This window comes from Rhizomicrobium sp. (genome assembly GCA_037200045.1).
Lineage (GTDB): Bacteria > Pseudomonadota > Alphaproteobacteria > Micropepsales > Micropepsaceae > Rhizomicrobium.
This window is the reverse complement of the sequence record JBBCHM010000002.1, coordinates 1,063,020-1,087,846: the sequence shown is the minus strand read 5'-3', so window position 1 is coordinate 1,087,846 and position 24,827 is coordinate 1,063,020. Positions and strand designations below refer to the sequence as shown.

Annotated in this window: 27 protein-coding genes and 1 riboswitch; of the genes, 12 read left to right on the top strand and 15 right to left on the bottom strand. The window is 67.2% G+C overall.

Features of this window, described 5'->3' with window-relative positions:
* Positions 1-73: 73 nt before the first annotated feature.
* From WDM86_20445 to WDM86_20435, 3 genes are read left to right on the top strand one after another with little or no spacing between them, the layout of a single operon-like run.
* Positions 74-673 carry a DUF2975 domain-containing protein gene (locus WDM86_20445; GenBank protein MEI9992394.1) on the top strand — a complete coding sequence of 200 codons (600 nt, stop codon included), beginning with the start codon at positions 74-76 and terminating at the stop codon, positions 671-673.
* Positions 673-903: a helix-turn-helix transcriptional regulator gene (locus WDM86_20440; GenBank protein MEI9992393.1), complete on the top strand. Its 231-nt coding sequence runs from the start codon at positions 673-675 to the stop codon at positions 901-903. The genes WDM86_20445 and WDM86_20440 overlap by 1 nt, the downstream gene beginning before the upstream one ends.
* A 10-nt stretch (positions 904-913) precedes the next feature.
* Positions 914-2,218 carry a hypothetical protein gene (locus WDM86_20435; GenBank protein ID MEI9992392.1) on the top strand — a complete coding sequence of 435 codons (1,305 nt, stop codon included), beginning with the start codon at positions 914-916 and terminating at the stop codon, positions 2,216-2,218.
* 69 nt (positions 2,219-2,287) lie between these two features.
* Here the strand turns inward: WDM86_20435 and WDM86_20430 are convergent, their stop codons facing one another.
* Entirely contained in the window at positions 2,288-3,463 is a 1,176-nt protein-coding gene (locus WDM86_20430; protein ID MEI9992391.1) for an acetyl-CoA C-acyltransferase, read from the bottom strand.
* A 176-nt stretch (positions 3,464-3,639) separates the two neighbouring features.
* On the opposite strand from WDM86_20430, the gene WDM86_20425 reads away from it, so the two are divergent.
* Entirely contained in the window at positions 3,640-4,452 is an 813-nt protein-coding gene (locus tag WDM86_20425; GenBank protein ID MEI9992390.1) for an SDR family oxidoreductase, read from the top strand.
* A gap of 109 nt (positions 4,453-4,561) precedes the next feature.
* Here WDM86_20425 and glyA read toward each other — a convergent pair whose 3' ends face one another.
* Positions 4,562-5,818, bottom strand: coding sequence for a serine hydroxymethyltransferase (gene glyA / locus WDM86_20420; GenBank protein ID MEI9992389.1), 1,257 nt, complete (start codon positions 5,816-5,818; stop codon positions 4,562-4,564).
* Between the two features lie 38 nt (positions 5,819-5,856).
* Positions 5,857-5,938, bottom strand: a riboswitch (ZMP/ZTP riboswitch).
* A 238-nt stretch (positions 5,939-6,176) separates the two neighbouring features.
* Between glyA and WDM86_20415 the strand changes: the two genes are divergently transcribed.
* The gene (locus WDM86_20415) at positions 6,177-6,950 is read left to right on the top strand and encodes a GNAT family N-acetyltransferase (protein ID MEI9992388.1); all 774 of its coding nucleotides are present in this window, start codon (positions 6,177-6,179) and stop codon (positions 6,948-6,950) included.
* Positions 6,951-7,030: 80 nt separating this feature from the next.
* Here the strand turns inward: WDM86_20415 and WDM86_20410 are convergent, their stop codons facing one another.
* Complete coding sequence (locus WDM86_20410; GenBank protein ID MEI9992387.1) at positions 7,031-7,237, bottom strand: hypothetical protein; 207 nt, start codon at positions 7,235-7,237, stop codon at positions 7,031-7,033.
* Between WDM86_20410 and WDM86_20405 the strand changes: the two genes are divergently transcribed.
* Complete coding sequence (locus tag WDM86_20405) at positions 7,217-7,855, top strand: alpha/beta fold hydrolase (protein ID MEI9992386.1); 639 nt, start codon at positions 7,217-7,219, stop codon at positions 7,853-7,855. The two genes, WDM86_20410 and WDM86_20405, sit on opposite strands and share 21 nt — an antisense overlap.
* A 53-nt stretch (positions 7,856-7,908) precedes the next feature.
* Here WDM86_20405 and WDM86_20400 read toward each other — a convergent pair whose 3' ends face one another.
* The 3 genes from WDM86_20400 to WDM86_20390 all read right to left on the bottom strand — a co-directional run bounded on the left by WDM86_20400 (position 7,909) and on the right by WDM86_20390 (position 10,001).
* Positions 7,909-8,361, bottom strand: a complete 453-nt coding sequence (locus tag WDM86_20400) for a dual specificity protein phosphatase family protein (protein MEI9992385.1) — start codon at positions 8,359-8,361, stop codon at positions 7,909-7,911.
* Between the two features lie 38 nt (positions 8,362-8,399).
* The gene (locus WDM86_20395; GenBank protein ID MEI9992384.1) at positions 8,400-9,356 is read right to left on the bottom strand and encodes a DnaJ C-terminal domain-containing protein; all 957 of its coding nucleotides are present in this window, start codon (positions 9,354-9,356) and stop codon (positions 8,400-8,402) included.
* A 69-nt stretch (positions 9,357-9,425) separates the two neighbouring features.
* The gene (locus tag WDM86_20390; protein ID MEI9992383.1) at positions 9,426-10,001 is read right to left on the bottom strand and encodes a tetratricopeptide repeat protein; all 576 of its coding nucleotides are present in this window, start codon (positions 9,999-10,001) and stop codon (positions 9,426-9,428) included.
* 57 nt (positions 10,002-10,058) lie between these two features.
* Between WDM86_20390 and pdxH the strand changes: the two genes are divergently transcribed.
* Together pdxH and WDM86_20380 are read left to right on the top strand one after the other, a co-directional pair.
* The gene (pdxH, locus tag WDM86_20385) at positions 10,059-10,682 is read left to right on the top strand and encodes a pyridoxamine 5'-phosphate oxidase (GenBank protein MEI9992382.1); all 624 of its coding nucleotides are present in this window, start codon (positions 10,059-10,061) and stop codon (positions 10,680-10,682) included.
* On the top strand, positions 10,679-11,587 hold the full coding sequence (locus tag WDM86_20380; protein MEI9992381.1) for a cation diffusion facilitator family transporter: 909 nt from the start codon (positions 10,679-10,681) through the stop codon (positions 11,585-11,587). Before pdxH ends, WDM86_20380 begins: the two co-directional genes overlap by 4 nt.
* 147 nt (positions 11,588-11,734) lie before the next feature.
* Here WDM86_20380 and WDM86_20375 read toward each other — a convergent pair whose 3' ends face one another.
* Together WDM86_20375 and WDM86_20370 are read right to left on the bottom strand one after the other, a co-directional pair.
* On the bottom strand, positions 11,735-12,202 hold the full coding sequence (locus tag WDM86_20375) for a DUF2214 family protein (protein ID MEI9992380.1): 468 nt from the start codon (positions 12,200-12,202) through the stop codon (positions 11,735-11,737).
* A gap of 231 nt (positions 12,203-12,433) precedes the next feature.
* Positions 12,434-13,840, bottom strand: coding sequence for a cation:proton antiporter (locus tag WDM86_20370; protein MEI9992379.1), 1,407 nt, complete (start codon positions 13,838-13,840; stop codon positions 12,434-12,436).
* Positions 13,841-14,088: 248 nt separating this feature from the next.
* On the opposite strand from WDM86_20370, the gene WDM86_20365 reads away from it, so the two are divergent.
* On the top strand, positions 14,089-14,844 hold the full coding sequence (locus WDM86_20365; GenBank protein ID MEI9992378.1) for an SDR family oxidoreductase: 756 nt from the start codon (positions 14,089-14,091) through the stop codon (positions 14,842-14,844).
* 125 nt (positions 14,845-14,969) lie between these two features.
* Entirely contained in the window at positions 14,970-15,962 is a 993-nt protein-coding gene (locus WDM86_20360; protein ID MEI9992377.1) for a CorA family divalent cation transporter, read from the top strand.
* Here the strand turns inward: WDM86_20360 and WDM86_20355 are convergent.
* The 5 genes from WDM86_20355 to WDM86_20335 all read right to left on the bottom strand — a co-directional run bounded on the left by WDM86_20355 (position 15,957) and on the right by WDM86_20335 (position 20,799).
* Positions 15,957-17,171 carry an MFS transporter gene (locus WDM86_20355; GenBank protein MEI9992376.1) on the bottom strand — a complete coding sequence of 405 codons (1,215 nt, stop codon included), beginning with the start codon at positions 17,169-17,171 and terminating at the stop codon, positions 15,957-15,959. The two genes, WDM86_20360 and WDM86_20355, sit on opposite strands and share 6 nt — an antisense overlap.
* An 89-nt stretch (positions 17,172-17,260) precedes the next feature.
* Positions 17,261-17,491 (bottom strand): hypothetical protein, encoded by a 231-nt coding sequence (locus WDM86_20350; protein ID MEI9992375.1) that lies wholly within the window; start codon positions 17,489-17,491, stop codon positions 17,261-17,263.
* A gap of 93 nt (positions 17,492-17,584) precedes the next feature.
* Entirely contained in the window at positions 17,585-19,084 is a 1,500-nt protein-coding gene (locus WDM86_20345; GenBank protein ID MEI9992374.1) for an NAD(P)/FAD-dependent oxidoreductase, read from the bottom strand.
* 234 nt (positions 19,085-19,318) lie between these two features.
* Positions 19,319-19,846, bottom strand: a complete 528-nt coding sequence (locus tag WDM86_20340; GenBank protein ID MEI9992373.1) for a hemerythrin domain-containing protein — start codon at positions 19,844-19,846, stop codon at positions 19,319-19,321.
* Positions 19,847-19,989: 143 nt separating this feature from the next.
* Entirely contained in the window at positions 19,990-20,799 is an 810-nt protein-coding gene (locus tag WDM86_20335) for a pseudouridine synthase (GenBank protein ID MEI9992372.1), read from the bottom strand.
* A gap of 14 nt (positions 20,800-20,813) precedes the next feature.
* Here WDM86_20335 and WDM86_20330 point away from each other — a divergent pair, with 14 nt between their 5' ends.
* The gene (locus WDM86_20330; GenBank protein MEI9992371.1) at positions 20,814-21,266 is read left to right on the top strand and encodes a nucleoside deaminase; all 453 of its coding nucleotides are present in this window, start codon (positions 20,814-20,816) and stop codon (positions 21,264-21,266) included.
* A gap of 155 nt (positions 21,267-21,421) precedes the next feature.
* Here the strand turns inward: WDM86_20330 and WDM86_20325 are convergent, their stop codons facing one another.
* Both WDM86_20325 and WDM86_20320 read right to left on the bottom strand, forming a co-directional pair.
* Complete coding sequence (locus tag WDM86_20325) at positions 21,422-22,501, bottom strand: MBL fold metallo-hydrolase (GenBank protein ID MEI9992370.1); 1,080 nt, start codon at positions 22,499-22,501, stop codon at positions 21,422-21,424.
* On the bottom strand, positions 22,498-23,148 hold the full coding sequence (locus tag WDM86_20320) for a 2-hydroxychromene-2-carboxylate isomerase (GenBank protein MEI9992369.1): 651 nt from the start codon (positions 23,146-23,148) through the stop codon (positions 22,498-22,500). Before WDM86_20320 ends, WDM86_20325 begins: the two co-directional genes overlap by 4 nt.
* A gap of 87 nt (positions 23,149-23,235) precedes the next feature.
* On the opposite strand from WDM86_20320, the gene WDM86_20315 reads away from it, so the two are divergent.
* The gene (locus tag WDM86_20315) at positions 23,236-24,819 is read left to right on the top strand and encodes a sulfatase-like hydrolase/transferase (protein MEI9992368.1); all 1,584 of its coding nucleotides are present in this window, start codon (positions 23,236-23,238) and stop codon (positions 24,817-24,819) included.
* Positions 24,820-24,827: the final 8 nt, after the last annotated feature.

The following is a 24,827-nucleotide window of genomic DNA, read 5'->3' as shown; positions in this document are numbered from 1 at the left end:
AACCGCAAATAATTTCTGTTTGACAGAAATTATTTGCCGTAATACTGAATCCGTGTCTCGCGGAGGATGCGCCATGTCCAACGTCGTCGAGCTGCCTGTCGCCGGGCCGGACGCGCCCGTCCTCACCTATCGCAGCCTGCGCCCGCTGAGCAGCGTGCTGTCGCTGCTGTTCGCGGCGCTGGCGGGATTGTCGGTCCTCTCGGTGGTCGCCGCCTGCGTCGTGACGCTCTTCTATGCCGATCACCTGCTGGTCGGCGCGAGCGGCGCCGATCTGGTTTTCGGCCATCCACCTCTGCCCAGGCCCGGTTGGGTTGTCTTGGCGTCGCAGCCGCCGCTGACGCGCCTCGCCGGCGTGGTCGATGTCGCGGTGGCGAGCGTGCCGCTGATCCTGATCTTTTGGAATCTGCGCGGCCTGTTCCGTCTCTACCGACAAGGCATCGTCTTCGCGCGCGCGAATGCGGGCCATTTGCGCCGCGTCGGTATTTGGCTTGTCGCCTATCCCTTTGCGAAGTTCGCCGCGAACCTCTTGTTCCGCGCCGCCGGCGGCACCGACAAGGCTTGGTTCTCGATGACGCTGGTGGATTCGCTGGTGCTCGGCCTCACCGTCTTCGTCATCGCGCAGGTGATGGCCTATGGCCGCGAGATCGAGGAAGAAAAGGACTCGTTCGTCTGATGCCCATCCTCGTCCGCCTCGACGTCATGCTCGCCAGGCGCCAGGTGCGCTCCAACGAGCTTGCCCGCGCCATCGGCATCACCGAGTCCAATTTGTCCCTGCTGAAGTCGGGAAAGGTCCGGGGCTTTCGCTTCTCGACGCTGGAGGCGATCTGCCGCCATCTCGATTGCCAGCCGGGCGACCTGCTCGAATACGTGCCCGACGAGCGACGGCTGAAGAAGAGCGCCTAGGAGTTTCGACATGCGACGCCTGAAAAACGCGCTGGGCGCGATGCTGCTCTGCGCCCTGACGGGATGCATCCACCTGCCGCCGGTGGCGGACATGTCGGCGGGCGTGTCGCTGGACGAGGCGTTGCCCCGCGCGGCGACCGTGCCGTTCACCTTCGACGACAACCGCGTCTTCGTCGAAGTCTCGTTCGTCCGGCCCGACGGCAGCGAACGCAAGGTGCTCGCCTTCGTGAACCAGGGGCAGGGCGGCCTGACGCTGTCCAACGCGCTGTTCCGCGAGATGGGTCCGCGTCCCGGCCGGCTGTTGCATATGAAATTCGGCGCGATGGATATCGCGATCGACGGCGCCGCGGTGATGCCGGAATCGCTGTCGAACAACACGACGATCGGCCTCGATCCGTTCGGCCACGCGCCGACACCGGACGAGGCGGCGCAAGGTCCCGGCGGCGAGATGGCGGATTTCGCCGCGCCGCTGCCGGTCGAGGCAGTGATCCCGCCCGGCCTGCTCCAGCATTTCGAGGTCGTGTTCGATTACGGCGCCAGGACGATGACGCTCGCGGCGCCCGGCACGCTGACGCCCGACGGCATCGCCGTGCCCATACGCGTCAATCCCAAGACCGGCTTTGCCGTGCTGGACGCGACCGTCGACGGCGCCGCGCATGTCTTCGTCCTCGACAATGGCGGCAGCTATAGCGGGCTGCGCGATGCCGCGCCGCTGATCGCGGCGCATCCGGGCTGGCTGCGCGCCACGGGTGGCGTCGGCGAGGCCAATCTCACCATGCAGGGCCTGGAGACCGGCATGGCGGTGGTGAAGGCGCGCAATGTCGCGTTCGGCTCCCTCAAACTGGACGAGCTCGGCGTCCTCCAGATGGGCGGCGGCGGCCCGCTGGGCGCGCTCGTCGCGCATCTGTTCTGGGACGGCATCTATTCCGCCAAGGCGGGCGAAGAGGTCGACGGCATGCTCGGCGGCAATGTGCTCAAGAGCTTCCGCCTGACGATCGATTATCCGGGCCGCAGGAGCTACTGGCTGCAACAGGCGCCGCTCGACACCCACGACCTCGACCAGGTCGGCCTGACGCTCGCGCGCGCGAGGGGCGTGACGACGATCGCCGGCATCGTTCAGAAGAACGGCGCCGACACCGTTTCGGGCGCTGTGCCCGGCGACAAGCTCATGAAGATCGACGGCCGCGACACCGGCCCGATGACCCGCGGCGAGCTCCTCGCCGCGCTGCATGGCGGGCCGGGTGAAACCAAACATCTCATCATGGAACGCGAAGGAAGACAGTTCGCAGTCGACGCGACAGTGACGGCGTTCTGACGTGGGCAAGCAAAAAGGCCGGAAGCTTTCGCTCCCGGCCTTTCGCGTTTCACGCGGTCGGAACCGTCCTCAGCTATACACCTCGAACAGGCCCGCGCCGCCCTGGCCGCCGCCGATGCACATCGTCACGACCGCGTATTTCGCGCCGCGGCGCTTGCCTTCCATCAGCACGTGGCCCGTCAGCCGCGCGCCCGTCATGCCGAAGGGATGGCCGATGGCGATCGAGCCGCCGTTCACGTTGTACTTCGCCGGATCGATGCCGAGCTTGTCGCGGCTGTAGAGGCACTGCGACGCGAACGCCTCGTTCAGCTCCCACAGGTCGATGTCGTCAACCTTCAGGCCGAACCGCTCCAGAAGGCGCGGCACGGCGAAGACCGGGCCGATGCCCATCTCGTCGGGCTCGCAGCCGGCGGCGGTCCAGCCCATGAAGCGGCCCATCGCCTGAAGCCCGCGTTTCTCGGCTTCCTTGGCTTCCATCAGCACGACCGCGGCGGCGCCGTCGGAGAGCTGGCTGGCATTGCCGGCGGTGACGAAATTGCCCGCGCCGCGCACCGGCTCGAGCTTGGCGAGGCCGGCGAGCGTCGTGTCGGGACGGTTGCACTCGTCCTTCTCCACGACATAGTCGACGATCTTCTCCTCCTTCGTCGCCTTGTCGACCGTCTTCATCTTGGTCTTCATCGGGACGATCTCGTCCTTGTACTTGCCGGATTGCTGCGCCGCAGCCATGCGGCGCTGGCTCTCCAGCGAGTATTCGTCCTGGTAATCGCGCGAAAGATTGTAGCGCTTGGCGACGATGTCGGCGGTGTCGATCATCGGCATGTAGATCGCCGGATAGGCGTCGGTCAGCGAGGGGTCGGAATTGTTCGGGCCCATGCCGGGATTGGGAATGGAGATCGACTCGACGCCGCCCGCCACCATGCATTGCGCGTTGTCGCCCCGGATCGAATTCGCGGCCAGCGCGATCGCGTTCAGGCCCGAGGAGCAGAAGCGGTTGATCGTGGCGCCCGCCGTGGTGATCGGCAGGCCGGCCAGGAGCGCCGCCAGGCGCCCGAGATTGCCCGCGCCATGGGAGACGTTGCCGATGTAGCAGTCCTCGACGAGATCCTTGTCCACGCCGGCGCGCTCGACGGCGTGCTTCACGGCATGGGCGGCCATCGACATGGTGGGCGTGATGTTGAACCCGCCGCGGCCCGATTTGGCGAGGCCCGTGCGGGCGTAGGAAACGATGACGGCTTCTCTGCTCATGAGGTACTTCCTTCCCGGTGGATATTGTGGCGGCGGACATTAGAAGGCACGGTACGGCGGGTCTAGGGGTAGTGTCCGCCTGCCGCACCGTGGAAATTTCCCCAGCGGCATGGGCCCGCCCCGGCCGGGCGGACGCATTGGGTTGGTGGGCGGCAATGCGTCCGCCCGGAGGAAAAATGAGCGTTCGCAAGGCTGTTTTCATCACCGGCGCGGCCTCGGGCATCGGCCTGGGAACAGCCCGGCGTTTCGCGCGCGAGGGCTGGTTCGTCGGCCTCGCCGACATCGACGCCGCCGGCCTGAGGGCCGCGCTCGACGCCATCGGGCGCCAGAACGGCGCGAGCTATCTGCTGGACGTGCGCGACGCGCCCGCCTGGGCCGACGCGCTCTCCATCTTCGCCGCCGCCAGCGGCGGGCGGCTTGACGTACTGGTCAACAATGCCGGCGTCGCCTCCTACGGCTATATCGAGGAGCAGAGCGACGAGGAGATCGCGCGCCAGCTCGACGTCAACATCAAGGGCGTGATCTCCGGCGCCCGCGCCGCGCTTCCCTATCTGCGCAAGACGCCGGGTTCGCAGCTCATCAACGTCTCGTCCTGCGCCTCGCTCTACGGTGCGCCGAAGCTCTCGATCTATGCCGCGACCAAGTTCGCGGTGCGCGGCCTGTCGGAGGCGCTCGACATCGAGTTCTCGCGCTTCGGCATCGGCGTGAAATGCATCATGCCGTGGTTCGTCGACACGCCGATCCTCGACGCCGGAAGCAAGAACTCCAACGAGAAGATGTCGGATTCGCTGAAGCAGGGCGGCGTGCCGGTCTATACGGTGGAGGAATGCGCCGGCGTGATCTGGGATTCGCTCGGCTCGAAGGAGCTCAAGCACATCGTCGGCGCGCGCGGCCGCCAGCTTGCGTTCCTCACGCGCCTCTTTCCCGCCATGGTCCGCCGCCAGTTGGCCAAGGCCCAGCGCGAAAGCAACGCCCTGGGGTCGCCGTAGTCGCCGGCGTGCGTTGCGACCTGTCGGTATCACCAAACCAAAATCGTCATGGCCCACGAACGCGGGCCATGACACTGGTGTGTGTGCGTCAGCCTCAAAACAACGGACCCTATGCGATCCCCGGTACCGGAAACCGCCGGCAGAAGTCGCGCACCGCGGTGTGCGTCTTCGCCGTCGCCTCCGCCTCGTTCGGCGCCCGCAGCGCCGAGACCATCCATTTCGCGATTTGCCGCATGTCGTCCTCGTCCATGCCGCGCGTCGTGCAGGCCGGCGTACCCAGGCGGATGCCGCTGGGGCGCAGCGGCGGGCGCGGATCGTCCGGGATCACCTGCTTGTTGGTCGTGATGCCGATGCGGTCGAGCGCTTCCTCCGCCGCGCGCCCGTCGATCCCGAAGCTCGCCACGGTGTCGACGACCAGCATGTGATTGTCGGTGCCGCCGGTCACCAGCACGGCGCCTTCCGTGCCCAGCGCCGCCGCCAGCGCCTTGGCATTGGCGAGGATTTGGCGCGCATAGTCCTTGAACGCCGGCTCGGCCGCTTTCTTGAAGGTGATCGCGGCGCCCGCGACATTGTTCATGTGCGGGCCGCCCTGCAGCCCCGGGAATACCGCGGCATCGATCTTCCGCGCGTGCTCGGCCTTGCACAGGATCATGCCGCCGCGCGGACCGCGCAGCGATTTGTGCGTCGTGGTCGTCACCACGTCGAAGCCGGCGTCGAACGGATTGCGCATCGCATCCGCCGCGACAAGGCCGCCGATATGGGAGATGTCGGCCATGGTCAGCGCGCCGACCTCGTCCGCCACGCGCTTGAACAGCGCGTAGTCGTAGTCGCGCGGATAGGAGGAATAGCCGCACAGCACCAGCTTCGGCCGCGTCTCCTTGGCCCGCGTCATCAGCGCGTCGAAATCGATCGCGCCGCCGGGGCCGGTCTTGTAGCGCTCGAACTTGAAGACCTTGCCCATATGGCTGACCGGCGCGCCATGGGTGAGATGCCCGCCATGGCTGAGGTCCATCGCCAGCACCGTGTCGCCCGGCTCCAGGAAGGCGAAGTAAACCGCCTGGTTCATCGGCGAGCCGGACAGCGGCTGCACATTGGCGTGCTCGGCGCGGAACAGGGCGCAGGCCCGGTCGCGCGCGAGGGTCTCGATGCGGTCGGTGAATTCCTGCCCGCCGTAATAGCGCCGCCCCGGATAGCCTTCCGAATATTTGTTGGTCAGCACCGAGCCGAGCGCCGCGAGCACTTCGGGATAGGTGTAGTTCTCCGACGGAATCATCTCCACGCCGTCGGCCTGGCGGATTTCCTCGCCGGCGATGGCCGCGTCGATGTCGGGGTCGAAGGAATGAAGTTGCTGGCGGTATGCGTCCACGGGCGCCCTCCTGAAGAAAAGGATGGACCGATGTTGCCATCGGCTGCCCAGGCGATCGGCGTACGGACGGCCGCGCTCCCCGATGGTGACCCATCTTTCTCGCCAGTCGCGCGGCCCGGGATATTTAGCAGCGGTCGGGTGCCGCGTCCATGGCACGGACAAATCGAATGTGTCGTGACCGGCGAGCCCAAGGGGCGTAAAATGGGGCCGTTGTTCGTTCGATGGAGGCGCCATGTTCACCGCTGCGAGTCGCGCAACCGCGCGATGGGCGGGCGAGCGCGCCGCCGGCTGATCTCCCATCGCTGATCCCAACCGACGAACCCCGCTCGCGCCCCGGCGCGGGCGCGATGGAGAATCCATGTCCGTTTCGCTGAATGAAGACCAATTGCCCGCGCTGAACCGCAAGCTGCTCGCCTATCTGCGGACCGCGGCGGAGCGGCGGCCGCTCAAGCGGCGCTCCGGCCCGTTCCTCGCTACCTTCGACGCCGATCCGAACGTCTATCTGAACTACGCCATGCCGGACGACGATGCCGATCCGTCGCCGGCCGATATCGCGGCCCTGATCGGATTGTTCGCGGCGCAGGGGCGCAAGCCGCGTCTCGAATACATCCCCGCCGCGGCGCCGCAGGTCGAGCCGGCGCTCCTCGCGGCGGGCTTCACCGTGGAGGCGCGCCTGCCGGTCATGCTCTGCATGCCGGGCAGCACCGTCCGCACGCCGGCGACGCGGGACATCGCGGTCTTTCTCGCGACCGAGGAGCGGGACTTGATCGCCATCGACCAAGCACAGGCCGAGGCCTATGGCGCGCCGCCGCGCGGTCCGGGTAGTCACAAGCGTACCTTGCGCGCCGGCGGCCTCGTCGCCGCGGCGCGCGACATGGCGAGCGGCGCCATTATCGGCGGCGGCGTCGCCATGCCGCCGCAGGGCGGCATCGGCGAGATCGCCGGCATCGGCGTGCGCAGTGATTTCCGCCGCCGTGGCGCCGCCGGCGCGCTGACGGCGCTGCTCGCCCGCGAGGTCTTCGCGCGCGGCTTCGACCTTCTCTGGCTGACGCCCGGCGGCGAACAGGCCGAACGCATCTATGCGCGCGCGGGATTCGCGGCGGTGTCGGAGGCGCTGCACATATCAAGGTAAGTGCGGCTCTTTTCCTCCCCCGCGTTTGCGGGGGAGGTGCCGAGCGAAGCGAGGCGGAGGGGGCCTCGCAGCGAAAGCTGCTATGGTTCGCGATCCAAGAAGAGGGCTAACGCCTGGGTGCCGCATTCGACCGCTTCTGCACGCCCGTCCAACTGGAGCGGCGCAAGGCGCCATCGGCGAAGTTCGAGCGCGTCGCGCTCGAACTTCCCTTCGGCCGTCTCGTCGGCCTTGCCGCCGGCGCGGCGGACGGCCCACCGGTCCTCGCGGTGCACGGCTGGAATGCGCAAGCCGAGTTCTTCCTGCCGCTCGTTTCCGCCTGCGTCCGCCAGGGCCTGCGCGTCTATGCCTTCGACATGCCGGCGCACGGCCAGACCCGCGAGGCCAACCCGAACAAGCCGACCTCGACTCTCGTCGAATGGGTGGAGACGCTGATCGCCGCGACCGGAGCGCTCGGCGTGTCGCAATGGCGTTCGGTGATCGCGCATTCCTTCGGCGCGCTGGCGGTCTCTTTCGCCATGGGACCGCGGCCCTGGAGCGGCGCGCCGCCGTTGACGGCCGCTTCGCTGGTAACCATCGCCGGTGCCTCGGGCATGCCGGCGGTTATCGAATCCTACGCCGCCGCCACCGCGTCGAGCGATGCGGAAATCGCCGACATTGTTGCGGGTGTCGAAGCCGTGGCCGGCGCGAAGCTGTCCACGCTATCGATCCGCGCCGTCGCCGCGCATCTGCCGAAGCGCCTGTTGCTGATCCACGACCCCGCCGACGAGATCGCGAAATTATCCGACCTCAGAGCCGAGCTCGCGGGCCTGCCGAGCGAAGAGCTTCTGCGCCCCGGCGCCGGTCACGACGCCATCCTTTTCCAGCTCGAAGTCGGCCGCGCGGCGGCGAAATTCGCGGCGGGTTGAAACGGCCCGTCAGGGGAATTGCGCTGTGGCTTGGGGCGGAAAGGTCCGCACGCTCACCTGCGCTGTCTCAGGATCCAAGCGCGTTGTGCCTCGGTATCGGGAACCGTGACGCCACGCGCTTTGGTCAGCAATTCGAGCGCTTGCGCGGCCGGCATGCCGGCCAGGACCAGAATGCTCGCCGCCGCCAAGGACGACCGGCCGATGCCGGCGCGGCAGTGGACGACGACTGTTTCGCCCTTGGCGATCTCGTCAGCGAGAGCTTTCGTCGTTGCCGCGAAGGCGGCATCGTCCGCCGGCAAGCCGCGATCCGGGATGGGAAACGAGACGAACGCGATGCCGTTCGCCGCGCAAATCTCCGCTTCGTTTGTCAGATGCAGTTCCGCCGCTTCGTCGGTTTCCAGCAGGCTGAGAACCTTGCCGACGCCCTCGGCCCTCAGTGCTTCGATGTCCTCGGTAAGGCGTTTGCCGCCGAGGGGGCGGGCCATCATTGCCAGCCGCCCCGCCATCGGCGCTTCTATCCAGAAGAGCCGAACGGACACTGCGGCTACTTCCCCTTCGCCCTGGGATCGTATTCCGCCTTCCAGCCTTCGGCGAATTTCTGCAGCTCCGCGTCCGGCCGGTCCGGCAGGGTCACGACCAGCTTGACGTAGAAATCGCCCGCCGCCGCGCCGCCCGCCGGCGCCACGCCCTTGCCCTTGAGCCTGAGCACCGTGCCCGAATTGGAGTTCGCCGGCACCGTGATCGCCACCGTCCCGCCGGGCGTCGCCACCGGCACCTTGGCGCCCAGGACCGCCTCCTTCAGCGTCACGGCCAGGTCCATGCGGATGTCGTTGCCGTCGCGCGTCATGCCCGGATGCGGCGCGACCGTGATGTCGATCAGGATGTCGCCCGGCGGCCCGCCATTGCGGCCCGCGCCGCCGCGGCCCTTCACCCGCACCTGCTGGCCGTCCTTGACGCCGACCGGGATCTTCACGTCGATCTGCTCGCCGTTCGGCATCATCACGCGCCTTGTGCCGCCCTTGATCGCCTCGTCGAAGCTGATCGTGGTCGCGACGCTGAAATCCTCGCCCTTGGCCGGCTGGCGCGGCCCGCCGCCGCGCCGTCCGCGCGCCCCGCCCAGCCCCCCGAACAGGTCGGAGAATAGATCCTCGGCGCGGAAGCCCTCCTGGGTCTCGGCCCCGCCATTGTCCCAGGTGAAGTGGAAATCGCCCGGCCCCTGCCGGCCGCCACCGCCGAACGGGCCGCCCTGGGCGCCCTGGCGCGGATCGAAACCGCGCGGATTGCCGCCCGCGTCGATCTCGCCGGCGTCGAACTTGGCCCGCTTCTCCTTGTCGCCGACGATGTCGTAGGCGCCCGAGATTTCCTGGAATTTCTTCTGCGCGTCCTTGTCCCCGGCATGCTTGTCGGGGTGATGCTTCTTGGCGAGCGAGCGGAAGGCCTTCTTGATCTCGGCCTCGCTGGCACTCTTGGATACGCCCAAAACTTCGTACGGATCGCGCATAATATCTCCCGCCCGCCGCACGGAATCGGCCGGCGGGCCGTCCCCAATATAGAGCGTGGCGCCCGAAGTTTAAGGGTTGGGCGCGATGGCCGGCTGGGGTGCCGGGCCGCCGAGGTTTTTCAGCTCTTCCTTCGCCTCCGGCACGCCGCGCGCCGCCGCATCGGTGTAGAGGGTGCGGGCGAAGCCGATATTCTTCTCCACCAGCGTGCCCTCCTCATAGAACACGCCCAGCCGGTACTCGGCGAGCGGGTGGTGCGCCGCCGCCGCCTGGGTCAGGAGCGGCAGCGCCGCCTTCGGGTCCGGCGCCCCGGCCTCGCCATTCAGCAGCATCTCCGCCAGGTCGTATTGCGCCGTCGGCAGCCCCGCCTCGGCGGCGCGGCCCAGCATGTCCTCGGCGGCCTTGGGGTCCTTCGCCGTGCCCAGGCCCTTGCGCAGCATCAGGCCTTCGTTGCGCATCGCCGCCACGTCTTCGGAATCGATGGACTGGAAGAGCTGGAACGCCTCCTCATAGCGGCCCGCGTCATAGGCGGCCACGCCCTTGTCGAAGATCGTTTTCATCTCGTCGCCGTCATGCATCATGGCGCAGCCGCCTGCAAACGCGACGCAAAGACAGGCGGCGAAAAACGTCGGCAACCGTGAACGCATGGCACCTCCGGAGCGTTGAGGCTACCGTGACGGCGGCCCGGATGCTATCTCCCCCTCATGAGCGACATCGGCGGACCCATCGACGACGGCGGCATCGCGGCGAAGGACGATCCCTTCGCCCAGTTCGACGCCTGGCTGGCGGAGGCGAAGGACAAGGAACCGAACAACCACGACGCCATGTCGATCGCCTCGGTCGACGGCCAGGGCCGCCCGAACGTCCGCATGGTGCTGCTGAAGGAGGCCAGGAACGGCGCCTTCGTCTTCTACACCAATTACGAGAGCGCCAAGGGCGTGGAGCTGGTCGGCCAGCCCTTCGCCGCGCTGTGCTTCCATTGGAAAAGCCTGGGCAAGCAGGTGCGTATCCGCGGCGGCGTCGAGAAGACCAGCGCCGCCGAGTCGGACGCCTATTTCGCCAGCCGCCCGAAGGACAGCCAGATCGGCTGCTGGGCCTCGTCGCAGTCGCGTCCGATGCAGGGCCGCTGGGCCTTCGAGAAGGAGATCGCCAAGTTCGCCGCGCAATACGCGCTCTCCAAGGTGCCGCGCCCGCCGCATTGGGGCGGCTTCCGCGTGACGCCGTTCGAGATCGAGTTCTGGCGCGACCGTCCGTTCCGCCTGCACGACCGCCTGGTCTATCGTCGCGAGGCGTCCGGCCCCTGGCGCACGGAGCGCCTGTTCCCGTGAGCGGCGCGCCGGCCGGCCACGGCAGGATGATGATGCGCGTCGCCTTCGCCGCGGTCGGCGTCGCCACGCTGCTCGTGGTGATGAAGGCGGTCGCCTATATCGTGACGGATTCGATCGCGATGATGGCCTCGCTGGCCGACAGCGCGCTCGACGTCGCGACCTCTTCGGTCAATCTCCTCGCCATCCGCCACGCGCTGCAGCCCGCCGACCGCGAGCACCGCTTCGGCCACGGCAAGGCGGAGCCGCTGGCCGGACTGGGGCAGGGCGCCTTCATCGCCGGCTCGGCGGCCTTCCTGGTGATCGAATCCGTCAGCCGCCTCGTCGCGCCGCATCCGATCGAGCATCCCTGGATCGGCCTTGCCGTGATGGGCCTCTCCATCGCCACCACCATCGTCCTCGTCATCGCCCAGCGCATCGTGGTGGCGAAGACCGGCTCGCTCGCCGTGGGCGCCGACCGCATGCACTATCTGGGCGACATCGCGACCAATCTCGGCGTTATCGTCGGCATCGTCGCGGCGACCCAGTTCCACTTTCTGCTCGCCGACCCGATCATCGGCATCGCCGTCGCCGCGATCCTGTCCTGGAGCGCCTGGCACGTCTTCCGCCAGAGCTACGACCAGCTCATGGACCGCGAACTGCCCGACGCCGACCGCGAGAAGATCAAGGCCATCGTGCGCGGCCATGCCGAGGTGATGAGCCTGCACGACCTGCGCACCCGCGCCGCCGGCCTGCAGCAATTCATCCAGTTCCACATCGAGCTCGACCCGGCGATCCGCCTTCTCCGCGCCCATGAGATCAGCGACGAGGTCGAGCGCGACGTCTGCCGGGCCTTCCCGAACGCCGAAGTCATCATCCACCAGGATCCCGCCGGCGTGGAGATGCTGCCGGAGCTCGCGGCGACGTAGCGCCCGAAAAGTAAAAGCCCGTTGAATTCAAAAAAATGCTTGTCATGGCCCGCGAATGCGGGCCACCCAGGTGACACGCGCCCAGGCGGTGTTTCACCTGGGTCCGCCGCATTCGCGGCGGATGACATTTGTGGTTTGAAACCGCGGCTACGCCGGCGTCCCATAGCCCCGCGCCATCGCCGCGGCGAAGATCGGGATCAGCGCGAAGAAGAACACCTCCAGCCACAGGAAGCGGCGCGCGGTGGCGACGGCGCTCTCGCCCGGCGCGAAGGACGGGTCCCTGGCATGGGCGCCGCGCCAGCGGATCAGCAGCACCGTCGGCGGGATCGACAAAAGGCCGACGACCACGAAGGCCGCCATCTTCGCCCAGAAGAAATGGTTGTGCTCATAGTAGTCCCACCCCTTCGCCGCGCAGACCGCGCGGGTGAAGCCGACGATGATGATGAGCCCGGCGATGATGCCGTACCACAGATCGATCCGGCCGACCCGCACGGCGTCCGCGCCCGACATGCCCTTCTTGATCGCGCCGATCTCGAAGGCGAGCACCGCCGCCAGCGCGAAGATCAGCAGATGATGCCCGATCGCCAGGGCCAGGTCGGTCGTTGCGAAGTCCATGATGGTCTCCCCTTAAATACTTAACCCTCCCGCTTGCGGGAGGGTCGAAATTTGGGCCGCGTAGCGGCACGAATTTCGGGGAGGGGACAGCCTCTCCACGGGGCACGAATCTCGCCGCCGTCCCCTCCCCGAAAAATCCGTCGCTGCGCGCCGTATTTTTCGACTCTCCCGCAAGCGGGAGGGTTATCTGGAATGAATGATAGCGAACTCCATCGGCGAAAATTTCGAATTCTACCGTTTCTCGTCCCGCTTCGTCGGCAATATCCCCGGCCCCGCGATATCGCCGAACGGCTCGTGATAGGCATCGCCGTCCGGCTCGGTCCGCCTTGTCTCGGGCGACCGCACCACCTCGCTGCCCGCCGCCACCGCGGCCGCCGCCGCGCGGGCGCCCGCCTTCGCCGCGCGCCCGCCCCAATGGCGCAGGAAGAACAGCTCGCGCGCATAGGATTCCTGGAACAGCGAATCCGCCTCGGTGATGCCGCGCAGCGCCAAGGCATGCGCCCGCCGGGCGCCGACGAACCACAGCGGACTGACCAGGAGCGACAGCGCGATCACCGCGATGGCGAGCTTGTGGCCCTCCGGCGTCAGGGTGCCGGCGCTGGCGCCCGCCGTCGCCAGCACGAAGGAGAACTCGCCGACCGGCGACAGGAACAGGGCGGCGGGAAACGCCACCTCGCCCGGCTGGCCGACGACGGTGAGCAGGCCGAGGTTCAGCGCCGTCTTGCCCACCGTCACCACCGCCAGCACGACCGCGATCAGCCAGATGTGATGCAGCACATAGTCGAGATCGATCAGAAGCCCGATCGACAGGAAGAAGATGAACAGCAGGATGCTCTGCACCGGCTGCGCCAGGCCGAGCGCGGTGCGCCGCAGCGTCGAATGGCCGACCGCCAGCCCCGCGAGGAACGCGCCCAGCGCCGGCGACAGGCCGAGCAATCCCGACGCCGCCGCCGCCACGAAGCACACCGCGAGCACGCCCAGCGTGCCGACATCGACATCCTTCATCAGGAAGGACGAGGCGGGAAAGCGGAACGACTTGATCCGCGCCAGCAACACGATGAAGCCGACGAGCAGCGCCACCGCCAGCGCCAGCTTTACGCCCGCGAAGGCGAGCGCGTCGGACGGCGCATGCGGCGCCAGCGCGCCGGTGAGCAGCAAGAGCGGCACCACCGCCAAATCCTGCGCCACCAGGATCGCGACCGTCAGCCGCCCGGCCGGCGTCGCCGCCTCCTCGGCGTCCTGCATCATCCGCATCGCGAGCGCCGTGGAGGAGATCGCCAGCATGAAGCCGATCACCACCGCGCTCGTCGTCTCGCCCGTCGTGAGCTGGGCGAGCGCCGTGGTGAAGCCGGTGAACAGCACGATCTCCGCCAGCGCGATGGCGATGGCGAGCGGCAGGAGCTTGCGGAACGCGGCGAGCCGCAGCTCCATGCCGATGATGAAGAGCAGCATCAGGACGCCGAGATCGGCCAGCGTCTGGATCGAGGCCGAATGGGCGATCATCCCGAACCCGGTCGGCCCCAGCACCAGCCCGACCAGGATGAAGCCGGCGGCGGCGGGCAGGCGCGCGCGGTTCATCGCGAGCCCCGCCACCACCGCGGCCGCCAGCACCAGAGCCAAGGCTGTCAGATCGTCCATGGTCCTTTCCCGGTTGCGGCAAGCACTCTACCAAACCAACTGTGTCATGGCCCGCGAATGCGGGCCACCCAGTTGACGCCTGCGCGATGCCTGCAAGACCGGCGGGATTCACGCGGAGGCGCGGAGACCGCGGAGGATACATCGCTCCGCGTCTCCGCGCCTCCGCGTGCCAATCTTTCACCTGCGGCAGCCGGGGCGCCGGCAATTCAGGCGATCCAAACCGTCCCCATTCCTGCTAATCTCCCGCCATGACCGCTCCCAAACCCAGCAACGAAGAGCCGCGCACGCTGATCCTGACCGGCGCCTCGCGCGGTATCGGCCATGCCACCGTCAAGCGCTTCTCCAGCGCCGGCTGGCGGGTGATCACCTGCTCGCGCCACGCCTTCCCGGAAAGCTGCCCCTGGGCCGCCGGCCCGGAGGACCACATCCAGGTCGACCTCTCCAACCCGGACGACACCGACCGCGCCATCGCCGAGATGCGCGAGCGCCTGCCCGGCGGCAAGCTCCACGCTTTGGTCAACAACGCCGGCATCAGCCCGAAGGGCGAGGGCGGCTCGCGGCTCGGCGTGATGAACTCGACCAAGCAGGTCTGGCGCCAGGTATTCGAGGTGAATCTGTTCGCCACGTTATGGCTCGCCCGCGGCCTGATCGACGAGCTCGCCGCCGCGCATGGCGCGATCGTCAACGTGACCTCGATCGCGGGCAGCCGGGTGCATCCCTTCGCCGGCGCCGCCTATTCGGTATCGAAAGCGGCCCTGGCCGCGATGACGCGCGAGATGGCGGCGGATTTCGGCCCGTTGGGCGTGCGCGTCAACGCCATCGCCCCCGGCGAGATCGACACCGCGATCCTGAGCCCCGGCACCGACAAGCTGGTCGAAACGATCCCGCTACGGCGATTGGGCCTGCCCGAGGAAGTCGCCAAGGCGATCTATTATCTGTGCACGGAGCAATCCAGCTACGTGACCGGGGCGGAGCTGCATATTAACGGCGGGCAGCATGTGTAGTTGGACCCTCGCCGCCGCGGAGACGGCAGAGTCGAGTTGACGGTCATCTGAGTGTCATCCGTAAAATAGGCCGGTCTGCCGCCCGCCATCTTGACCCCGCCGCCGCGCCTGCCACTTTGCGCCCCATGAACGCTCCGCTCGTCTCCACGCCCGGTCTCCTCTGGGGCTTCGCCGTCCAGGGCGGGCGCGGGGCGCACGTCACCAACGAGACCGCGGCCGAGGCGTTCGCCCTGCCGCACGACTGGTCCTGGATGCATTTCGCGCTCGCCGATCATCGCGCCCGGCGCTTCCTCCAGTCCTTCGCCCCGGTGCCCGAGCCGGCGCGCGAACTCCTGCTCTCGCAGGAGACGCGCCTGCAGATACATCTCGCGCCCGACTGCGCCTATGGCGTGCTGCCCGACATCGAGAAGGATTTCGAGGGCCAGACGCTCGGTGCCGGTCGGCTCGCCTTCTTCCTCGACGCGCGCCACCTCGTGACCGTGCGCCATCACCCCCTGCGTGCCGTCGATGAACTGCGCGAGGCGGTCGAAACCGGCCTGGTGCTCGCCGCGCCCAGCGACGCCTTCGTCCGCCTGGTCGAACATTTCATCGCGATCGTCGAGGACCGGCTCCTGCGCCTGACCCAGCAGCTCGATCACATCGAGGACGTCGTGCTCTCCGACCGCGACGACATCGATCCCGCCGGCCTCGGCCCCATCCGCCGCGAGCTGTCGCGCTATCGCCGCGAGTTCCTGGGCCTGCGCGGCGCGCTCGCCCGCGCCGTCCAGGGGCGCGGCGGCCAGCCGGCGCCCGATTGCCCCATCGCGCCGCATCTGCCGGGCCTCGCCCAGGCGGCGGAGGATTTCGAGCGCGACGCCGCCGCCCTCGCCGACCGCGCCCGGCTGCTCTACGAGGAGATGGACACCCGCATCGCGGCGCGCACCAACCGTTCGCTCAGTACACTGACGGTCCTCTCGACGCTCCTCCTGCCGCCGACCTTCGTCGCCGGCGCCTTCGGCATGAACCTCAACGGCATCCCCTGGGCGCAGGATGCGAACGGCTTCTGGTGGGCGATCGGGCTGTGCGGCGCCGTCGTCGCCGCGGCCTATGTCCTGCTTCGCCGCTTCCGCATCCTATGACGCGGCCGGGCGCGGCTTGAGGTCGGGCAGGAACGCGGCCAGCAAGCCGATCAGCGGCAGGAAGGCGCAGACGCGGTAGACGAATTCGATACCCTTCGCGTCGGCCAGCACGCCCAATGCCGCCGCGCCGAGGCCGCCCATGCCGAAGGACAAGCCGAAGAACAGGCCGCTCACCATCCCGACGCGCCCGGGCAGAAGCTCCTGCCCGTAGACCACGATGGCCGGAAAGGCGCTCGACAGAACCAGGCCGGCGCCGACGCTGAACACGCCGGTCCAGAACAGGTTGGCGAAAGGCAGAGCGAGGGCGAAGGGCAGGGCGCCCAGGATGGAAAACCAGATCAGGTGCTTGCGCCCGAAGCGGTCGCCGAGCGGGCCGCCAGCGATCGTCCCCACCGCCACCGCCGCCTGGAACAGGAAGAGCTGAAGCTGCGCCGCCGGCACGCTCAGATGGAAGCGCTGGATCAGGTAGAAGGTGAAATAGCTGCCGATGCTCGCCATGTAGACGAATTTCGAGAAGATCAGCACGACCAGGATCGCGAGCGCGCCCTTCACCCGGCCCGGCGTCAGCGCCTCGGTCAGGTGCAGGTGACCGTGCGATGGCGCGCGCGTCGTGCGGTTGCGCGTATACCATTGGCCCACGCGCCACAGGATGACGATGGCGACCAGCGCCGCGATGGAGAAGAACGCCACGCCGTCGCGCTGCCCGGGCCTTATCGCGAGCGCCGCCAAGAGCGGCCCCAGCGCGCCGCCGATCGAGCCGCCGACCTGGAACATCGATTGCGCCAGGCCGCGCCGCGGCCCGGCGGCGAGATAGGCCACGCGCGAGCTTTCCGGATGGAAGGTCGACGATCCGACGCCCACCAGCGCCGCGGCGGCGAGCAAGAGGGGATAGCTCGGCGCCAGCGCCAGCCCGATCAGCCCGAAAAAGGTGAACACCATGCCGGCGGGCAGGGCATAGGGCACGGCGCGGCGGTCGGTATAGATCCCGACCAGCGGCTGCAGCAGCGACGCCGTCACCTGGAACACGAAGGTCACCAGGCCGATATGGGCGAAATCGAGGTCGAAGGTCGCCTGCAGGTTGGGATAGATCGCCTGCAGCAGCGACTGCATCATGTCGTTCAGCGCATGGCAGAACCCGACCGCGAACAGGATCGCGAACACGGTGGAATGCACCTGGATCGGCGCGCGCGCGGCGGTGGTATCGGTCATGGGCGGCGGAAAATGCCCGCGCGGCGGCGGCGGGGCAACAGGCAATTGTGCATGGCTCTCATCACCTCCCCTTGCAGGGAGGTGATGGGTTACTTCGACCGGACCTTCGCCTCTTCTTCCATCAGCTCGGCGATCGAGTCCTTGCCGTCGGGGCTGTGCAGCCAGGCTTCGGCGGCCTGCAGCGTGTCGAACTGGCGTGGCGCGCGCAGCGGCTTGTTGCGGCCCTCGACCGGGATCAGCACCTCGAAGGTGCCGGCGAACCGCGCATCCTTGGTTTCGGCGGCATAGGGCTTGGGCGTCTCGTATTTCTTCTTTTTCATGGGGGCATTCTCGGTGAATGGCGCGCGCGGCTTCTAACAGCCCATCGGGAAAATGCCAAACCACATCGAGTTCTAGGGTTCCGGGCGGACCGGCTACCCGTAGACGAACGCCCGATCATCCAGGTCGATCGCCGGGAACTGGTCCTTCTCCGTCCAGTAATCCTGGCTGTGCTGCCATTCCGGCTTGTCGCCGCGCTGCGGCAGCAGATGCATCCCGCGCATCAGATAGCCCGGATTGAAATTCTCCGGATCGATCCACGGCCCCAGCGTCATGTCCTTGTCCTCGGGCCTGAGCGCCGGCACGACGCGGCGCACGCCCTTCGCCTTCATGTGGTTGAGCAGCCGGCACACGAAATCGCCGATCAGATCGGCCCGCAGCGTCCAGCTCGCGCGGAAATAGCCGAACACCCACACCAGATTGGGCACGCCGGTGAACATCATGCCGCGATAGGTCACGGTCTTGGAGAAATCGAGCGGCACGCCGTCGACCGCGAAGTCGATGTCGCCCAGCACGTTCAGATTGAACCCCGTCGCGGTGATCACGATGTCGGCTTTGATCTCGATGCCGCCCTGCGTCAGGATTCCGTCCTCGGTGAAGGTCTCGATCTCGTCGGTAACCATCGAGGCCTTGCCGGCCTTGATCCCCTTGAAGAGATCGCCCTCCGGCACGAAGGCGATGCGCTGGCGCCACGGCAGATAGTTGGGCGTGAAATGCTTCATGTCGTAGTCGGGTCCGAGATGGGCGCGAACGCCATTGAGCAGCTCGGTCTTCACCGCGTCCGGATATTCGAACGCCATCTTGGTGAACGCCGCCATGTCGTAATTGATCTTGCGGCGCACGATCTCGTGGATCCAGGTCTCGTCGACCTCGAGCTGGCGGAGCTGGTCGGCGAGGTCGTTGGCGTTGCGCCCCGGAATGAAATAGGTCGGCGAGCGCTGCAGCACCGTGACGTGCTCGCAATCGCCGGCGATCGCCGGCACCAGCGTCGCCGCCGTCGCGCCCGAGCCGATCACCACCACGCGCTTGCCCTTGTAGTCGAGGTCTTCGGGCCAGCTCTGCGGATGCACGATGCGGCCCTTGAAGCGCTCCATTCCCTTCCAGCGCGGGGTATAGCCTTCGGAGTGACGGTAATAGCCCTGGCACATCCACAGGAAGTTCGCCGTGTAGGTCTTGCGCGAACCGTCGCCGAGCTCCGCCTCGATGGTCCAACGGCTGTCCTTGCTAGACCACTCAGCCGACAGGATCTTGTGGCGATAGCGGATATGCTTGGCGAGTTCGTTCTCCGCGATCACCTCGCCCATGTATTTCAGGATCTCGCCGGCGCTCGCGATCGGATGGCCGGTCCACGGCTTGAAGCGGTAGCCGAAAGTGTAGAGATCGCTGTCGGAGCGGACGCCAGGATATTTGTGCGTCAGCCAGGTGCCGCCGAAGCTCTCCAGGCTCTCCAGCACCACGAAGCTGCGATCCGGACATTGCTTGGAGAGGTGGTAGGCCCCGCCGACGCCGGAAATGCCGGCACCCACGATCAGCACGTCGAAATGTTCGGCCTTCTGCCCGGCCGCCGGCCGCTCAAGCACATCCGTTGCGGTCACGATCCCATCTCCCTGTTTTTTAAACTCTAGCGCATTCCGCTGACATATTGTCAGTTGAAATGGCCATGGGGAAGATTGATCGGGATCAAAATCCAGGGCTGGGCCGGGCGCTTACGCAACGTTAGCTCGGCCGCGAAGCGGGGGAGGAGGCAGCCGCGCGCTCAACCGCCGGCATGGCCCCCTCCGCCTCGCTACGCTCGGCACCTCCCCCATGACAAGGGGGGAGGAAACCGGTCACGCCACCTTCACCTTCTTCTTCGCCGCCTCGAATTTGCGGTTCATCTCGACGCGCGCGTCGCCGTCGAACGCCTTGCGCACGTCGCGCCACACATTGCTCTCTTCTTCCTCGATGTGGTGTTCGACGAGCTCCTTCAGCACCTTCGCCGCCGCGGTGAACTCGGGCGACGAGGCGGGGCGAATCGTGTCCAGCCGCTTGAGCGCGATGTCGGCATGCTTGTGCTCGATATAGCCTTCGTTGCCGTCAACCTTCGAATCCTTGTCGCGCTGGGCGATGATCGCGTCGTAGACGACCTTCTCCTCGGCGCGGACATGCGGGATCAGCGCCGCCTTGATCTGCTTGACCAGCGACGTGCGCTCCGCCGCCTTTTCGGTATCGACCAGCTTGCCGAGCAGTTCCTTCACCTCGTCATGCTCCTCCTTGAGCGTGTCGAGGATGTCCGTGTCGCCGGCTTCGGCGCGTGCGCCGTTGGCGCGCTTCGCGCGCTTGGCGTCGGAAGACGAGAAGACGTCCAGAATGGCCATGGTGGAATTCCTTGCGGGGTTGCCACAGGCCAACGCGAGCCGACGCGCTTCGGTTCCGTTGCGAGGTCGTCCTCCCCCGCGCGCGGAGCGCTGGCGGGGGAGGTGCCCGTAGCGCCGTTAGGCGCGAAGGGCGGAGGGGGAACTTAAGAGCGCTTCTTGCGTCCGATGCCGAGTTGTTCGCGCCACAGCTTCGCCGGCACTTCCTCGACCGCGCCCTCGGCGAGATGGCCGAGATGGAACGGGCCGTACTGCACCCGGATCAGCCGCGCCACTTTCAGCCCCAGCCGTTCCATCAGCCGCTTCACTTCGCGGTTCTTGCCTTCCTTGAGCTGCACGCTCGCCCAGGAGTACATCCCCTTGGAGCGTTCCAGATCGGCGACCACCGGCCCGTATTTCACCCCGTCTATGGTGATCCCGGTCGCCAGCTTGTCGAGATCGGCCTGGGTCACCTTGCCGAACAGCCGCGCGCGATAGGTCCGCGTCCAGCCGCTCGCCGGCAGTTCGAGCCGCCGCGCCATGTCGCCGTCATTGGTCAGCAGCAGGAGGCCTTCGGAATTGAAATCGAGCCGCCCGACCGACACGACGCGCGGCAATTGCTTGGGCAGGCTCATGAACACGGTCGGCCGGCCATGCGGGTCCTTGTGCGTGGTCACCAGGCCCGACGGCTTGTGATAGCGCCATAGCCGCGTCTGCTCCTTGGCCGCGATCGGCTTGCCGTCCAGCGTGATGACGTTGAGCGCGGTCACGTTCAGGGCCGGGGAGGTCAGCGTCTCGCCGTCCACCGCCACGCGGCCCTCGGCGATCATCTTCTCGGCGTCGCGGCGCGAGCAGATGCCGGCCCGGGCGATCGCCTTGGCGATGCGCTCGCCGGTCTTACCCGTGTCCTCCGCGATCTGCTCGATCGGCTCGGCATCGGTCTTGGGCGACCATCTGGGCGTGCTAGTCTTGGCCAAATCGGATCTCGGCGATGGATGACGACGAAGCCATAGCACTCGCGATAGCAGAAGCCCAAGCCGCCGCCGCCCGCGGCGAGGTGCCGGTTGGCGCCGTGTTGCTGTCGGCGGAAGGGCAGGTTCTGGCGAAAGACGGCAACCGCATCGTGGAACGCCACGATCCGACGGCCCATGCCGAGATTCTCGTCCTGCGGGCCGGCGCCGCCGCGCTCGGCAATGAGCGCCTCCTCGGCACCACGCTTTACGTGTCGCTGGAACCCTGCGCCATGTGCGCCGGGGCGATCAGCCTGGCCCGCGTGGCGCGGCTGGTGTTCGCGGCGGAGGATTCCAAGGGCGGGGCGGTCCTGCACGGGCCGAAATTCTTCGAACAGCCCACCTGCCACCACCGCCCGCTCGTGGCGAGAGCGGGCGACGCCGACGCGGCGGGGGCGTTGCTGAAGGATTTCTTCCGTACACGGAGAAAATAAGCTATGGAAAGTGGAAAATAAAAAAAGCTGTCATGGCCCGCGAATGCGGGCCACCCAGTTGAAGTCTGCATCGATTTTGCAGGACCAAGGGCTCCAAAAAAACGGCACCGAGGCGTCGTCACCTGGGTGGCCCGCATTCGCGGGCCATGACACCTTTATTGAATATCCTCCACCTCGATATCGGTCGAATGTCCGGGCAGCCGCACGATCAGCCCGTCATGCCCGACCGTCACGCCATCCGGCCGCACCGCGTCCACACCTTTCAAAAACGCGCGCACCGCGATCTCGTTGGGCAGGATCGGCAATAGATGCGTGAACAGCAAAAGCTTGGCATGCGCCATGTTGGCGATCCTCGCCGCATCGACCGGCGACGTATGGTAGCCCGGGATGTCGTGCATGATCTTGGCCGGGCGCGGCCGGCCCGCCGCCAGCATCTCGCTCTCCATGATCCCGACCAGCTCCGGCGCCAGTCCCTCATGCACCAGCACGTCGGTATTGTTCGCCGCGTGCGCCAGGTCCTCGTCGTAGATCGTGTCGCCGCTCACCGTCACGCTGCGCCCGTCGAAGTCGAAGCGATAGCCATAGGCCGGATTGGCCGGCTCGTGCTTCACGCGGATCGCCGTCACTTTCAGCCCCAGCGCGTCGAACACCGGCGCGGTCTTGGCATCGGGGGGAATGATCACCGGCACCGCGACCAGCAGCGCGCCCTCGGGCGGCAGCATCGCCGCGCCGTGATGCTTGGTGCGATAGCCATCGTCGAGCGCATAGGCCTCGTTGAAGCCCGCCACCACGCGCTCGATCCCCGGCGGTCCATAGACCTTGAGCGGCGCCTTGCGGCCGGCGACCCAGGTCTGCAGGCGGATCTCCGCCAGCCCGCCGATATGGTCGGAATGCAGATGGGTGATCAGCACGCCGTCGATCCTGTCCAGCGGCACTTTCCAAAGCAGCAGGTTGCGCGCCGAATCGACTCCCGCATCGACCAGATAGAGATGCGAGCCCGCCGCGATCAGCGTGCTCGGCCCGGCGCGGGCGACGTCGGGCAAGGGCGTGCCGGTGCCGACCAGCAGCACCGAAAGCTCGCCGTCCGCGGCCAGCTTGGCGTCGCCGCTGCTGAGCGAGGCGTGCACGAAATGCCGGAACAGCCAGGTGTCGACCGCGACCGAGCGCAGCGCCAGCCAGCCGGCGGCCCCGACAACGACGATAACCGCGACGGCGACGATCAGGATCCGTCTCATCGTTTCTGGAGTCCCTTCTGTTGCAGCCGCCACAGCAGGACGTCGAGTCGGTCCTGTCCGAAGAAGGGTTCGCCCTCGAACACCATGGTCGGCACGCCCCAATGGCCGGCCGCCTTGTGCGCGTCCTGGTTGGCGATGATGATCGCCTCGTACTTGTCCGGATTGGCCTCGATCTTCGCATCCAGCTTCGCGAGATCGCATCCCGCGCGCTTCGCCGCGTCGGCAAGATGCGCGCCCTCATTCCAGCCATTGTGCTGACCGGACCAGATCGTGTGGCTGACCTCTTTGAGGAACGGCATGCCGCGCCCGATCTCGGCGGCGGCGCATCCCAGCCGCGTCAGGCGGTGGATATAGGGCTGGTTCGGCGTCGCGGCGCGCGTCTGCATGTCCACGACCACCGGATCGGGCCTCGGCCACTGATAGGGCAGGCCGAGCATCTCCGCGATCCGCATCGTGTCGCGCATCAGATACGGCACCCACATCGGATTGACCTGGGAGAAGAACTCGCCCGAGCGCACCGCGAGCGGATAGACCGGCCGCGCGTTGACGATCAGGTCGTACTCTTCCGCCATCTCGCACAGGCGCGGCGTCGCGAGATAGGAATAGGGACTGCGGAACGACCAGAACACGTCGATGGACAGCGTCACGCGAACCCCTCATTGACGGCGGGTGCGGACACTGCCTAAGTTCAAACCGGAATACAAGTTCGCATTCCATGCGAAGGGCTGACACGGATGGGCCGCAAGCTTCTTTTCATCACCACCGACCAGCAGCGCTGGGATTCGCTCGGCTGCAACGGCAACAAGTTTTGCCGCACGCCGAACATCGACGCGCTGGCGGCGAGCGGCATCAACTATGCCCGCGCCTACAACCAGAACACGGTCTGCATGCCGGCGCGCTCCTCGATGCTGACCGGCCAGTATGTCCGCACCCATGGCGTGTTCTCCAACGGCGTGCCGCTGCCGGAGGAGGCGCCGAGCTTCGCGCAGTATCTGAAGGACAAGGCCGGCTACAAGACCGCGCTGATCGGCAAGGCGCATTTCGAGCCCGGCTTCGATCCGCAGTTCAAATTCCGCGAGAACCTCCGCCAGCGGGACGGCGATCTCGGCCCCTGGCGCGGCTTCGACTATGCGATCCATGCGATGCATATCGCCAGCTTCGCCGGCCGCCCGGTCGGCCATTACGGCCGCTGGCTGCGCGAGAAGAACAAGGAGGCGTTCGACAATTGGCCGCCGCTGCTCAACGCCTCGCCCGGCGGCGACACCGGCGCGCCGGAGACCACCAACCATCATATCGCGCGCGGCCTCTATCACACCGATTGGCTGCGCGACCTGGCGCTCGGCTGGCTCGACACGCTGGACGCCGAGGACGATTGGATGCTGTGGCTGAGCTTCCCCGATCCGCATCATCCCTGGGATCCGCCGGCCGACGAGAACCGCCGCTGCGACTGGCGCGAACTGCCGCTGCCGGACGGCCATCCCGGCTCGCCCGAGGAAATCCGCAAGGTGCTGGCGATGAAGCCGGCGCATTGGCTCGAATATTACGAAGGCCGCTTCGTCAACGCCGAAGGCGGGCCGCAGAATTTCCGCCCGCAGCAACTTACGCCGGACAACATCCGCGAGATCAACGCCAAGGTTCACGTTATGAACGAGCTGATCGACGAAGCGGTCGGCCGGGTCATGGCCAAGATCGCGGCCAAGGGCTGGAACGACGACACCGACGTGATCTTCACCACCGACCATGGCGAGATGCAGGGCGATTTCGGCCTGATGTACAAGGGCCCGTTCCATGTCGACGCGCTGATGCGGCTGCCCTTCATCTGGCGCCCGGCGCCGAACGCGAGGATCGCGCCCGCGACCGTCACCCAGCCGGTCGAGCAGATCGACATCGCCGCCACCGCCTGCGCCATCGCCGGCATCGAACAGCCCGCCTGGATGCAGGGAAGGGCGCTCCCCGCCACCGACGACGGCACGCGCCAGCGCGCCTTCTGCGAATGGGACAGCCAGTTCCCCGGCTACGGCATGCATTTCCGCTCGCTCTATCGCGACGGGCTGATGCTGACGCGCTACGAGAAATCGACCGTCGGCCAACCGAACGGATTGGAGACGCATTTCCCCGCCTATAACGGCTTCAAGACCCATATCGAATATGACGGCACCGAAGGCGAGCTTTACGACCTCAAGAACGATCCGCACCAATTCGTCAATCTGTGGAACGATCCGGCCTGGAAGGGCGTCAAGAGCGACCTGATCGCCGATCTCCTCGACAACCTGCCGGAAGAACATTCGCCCAGGCTGGAAGTGATGGCGCCGGCGTGATGGCGCGC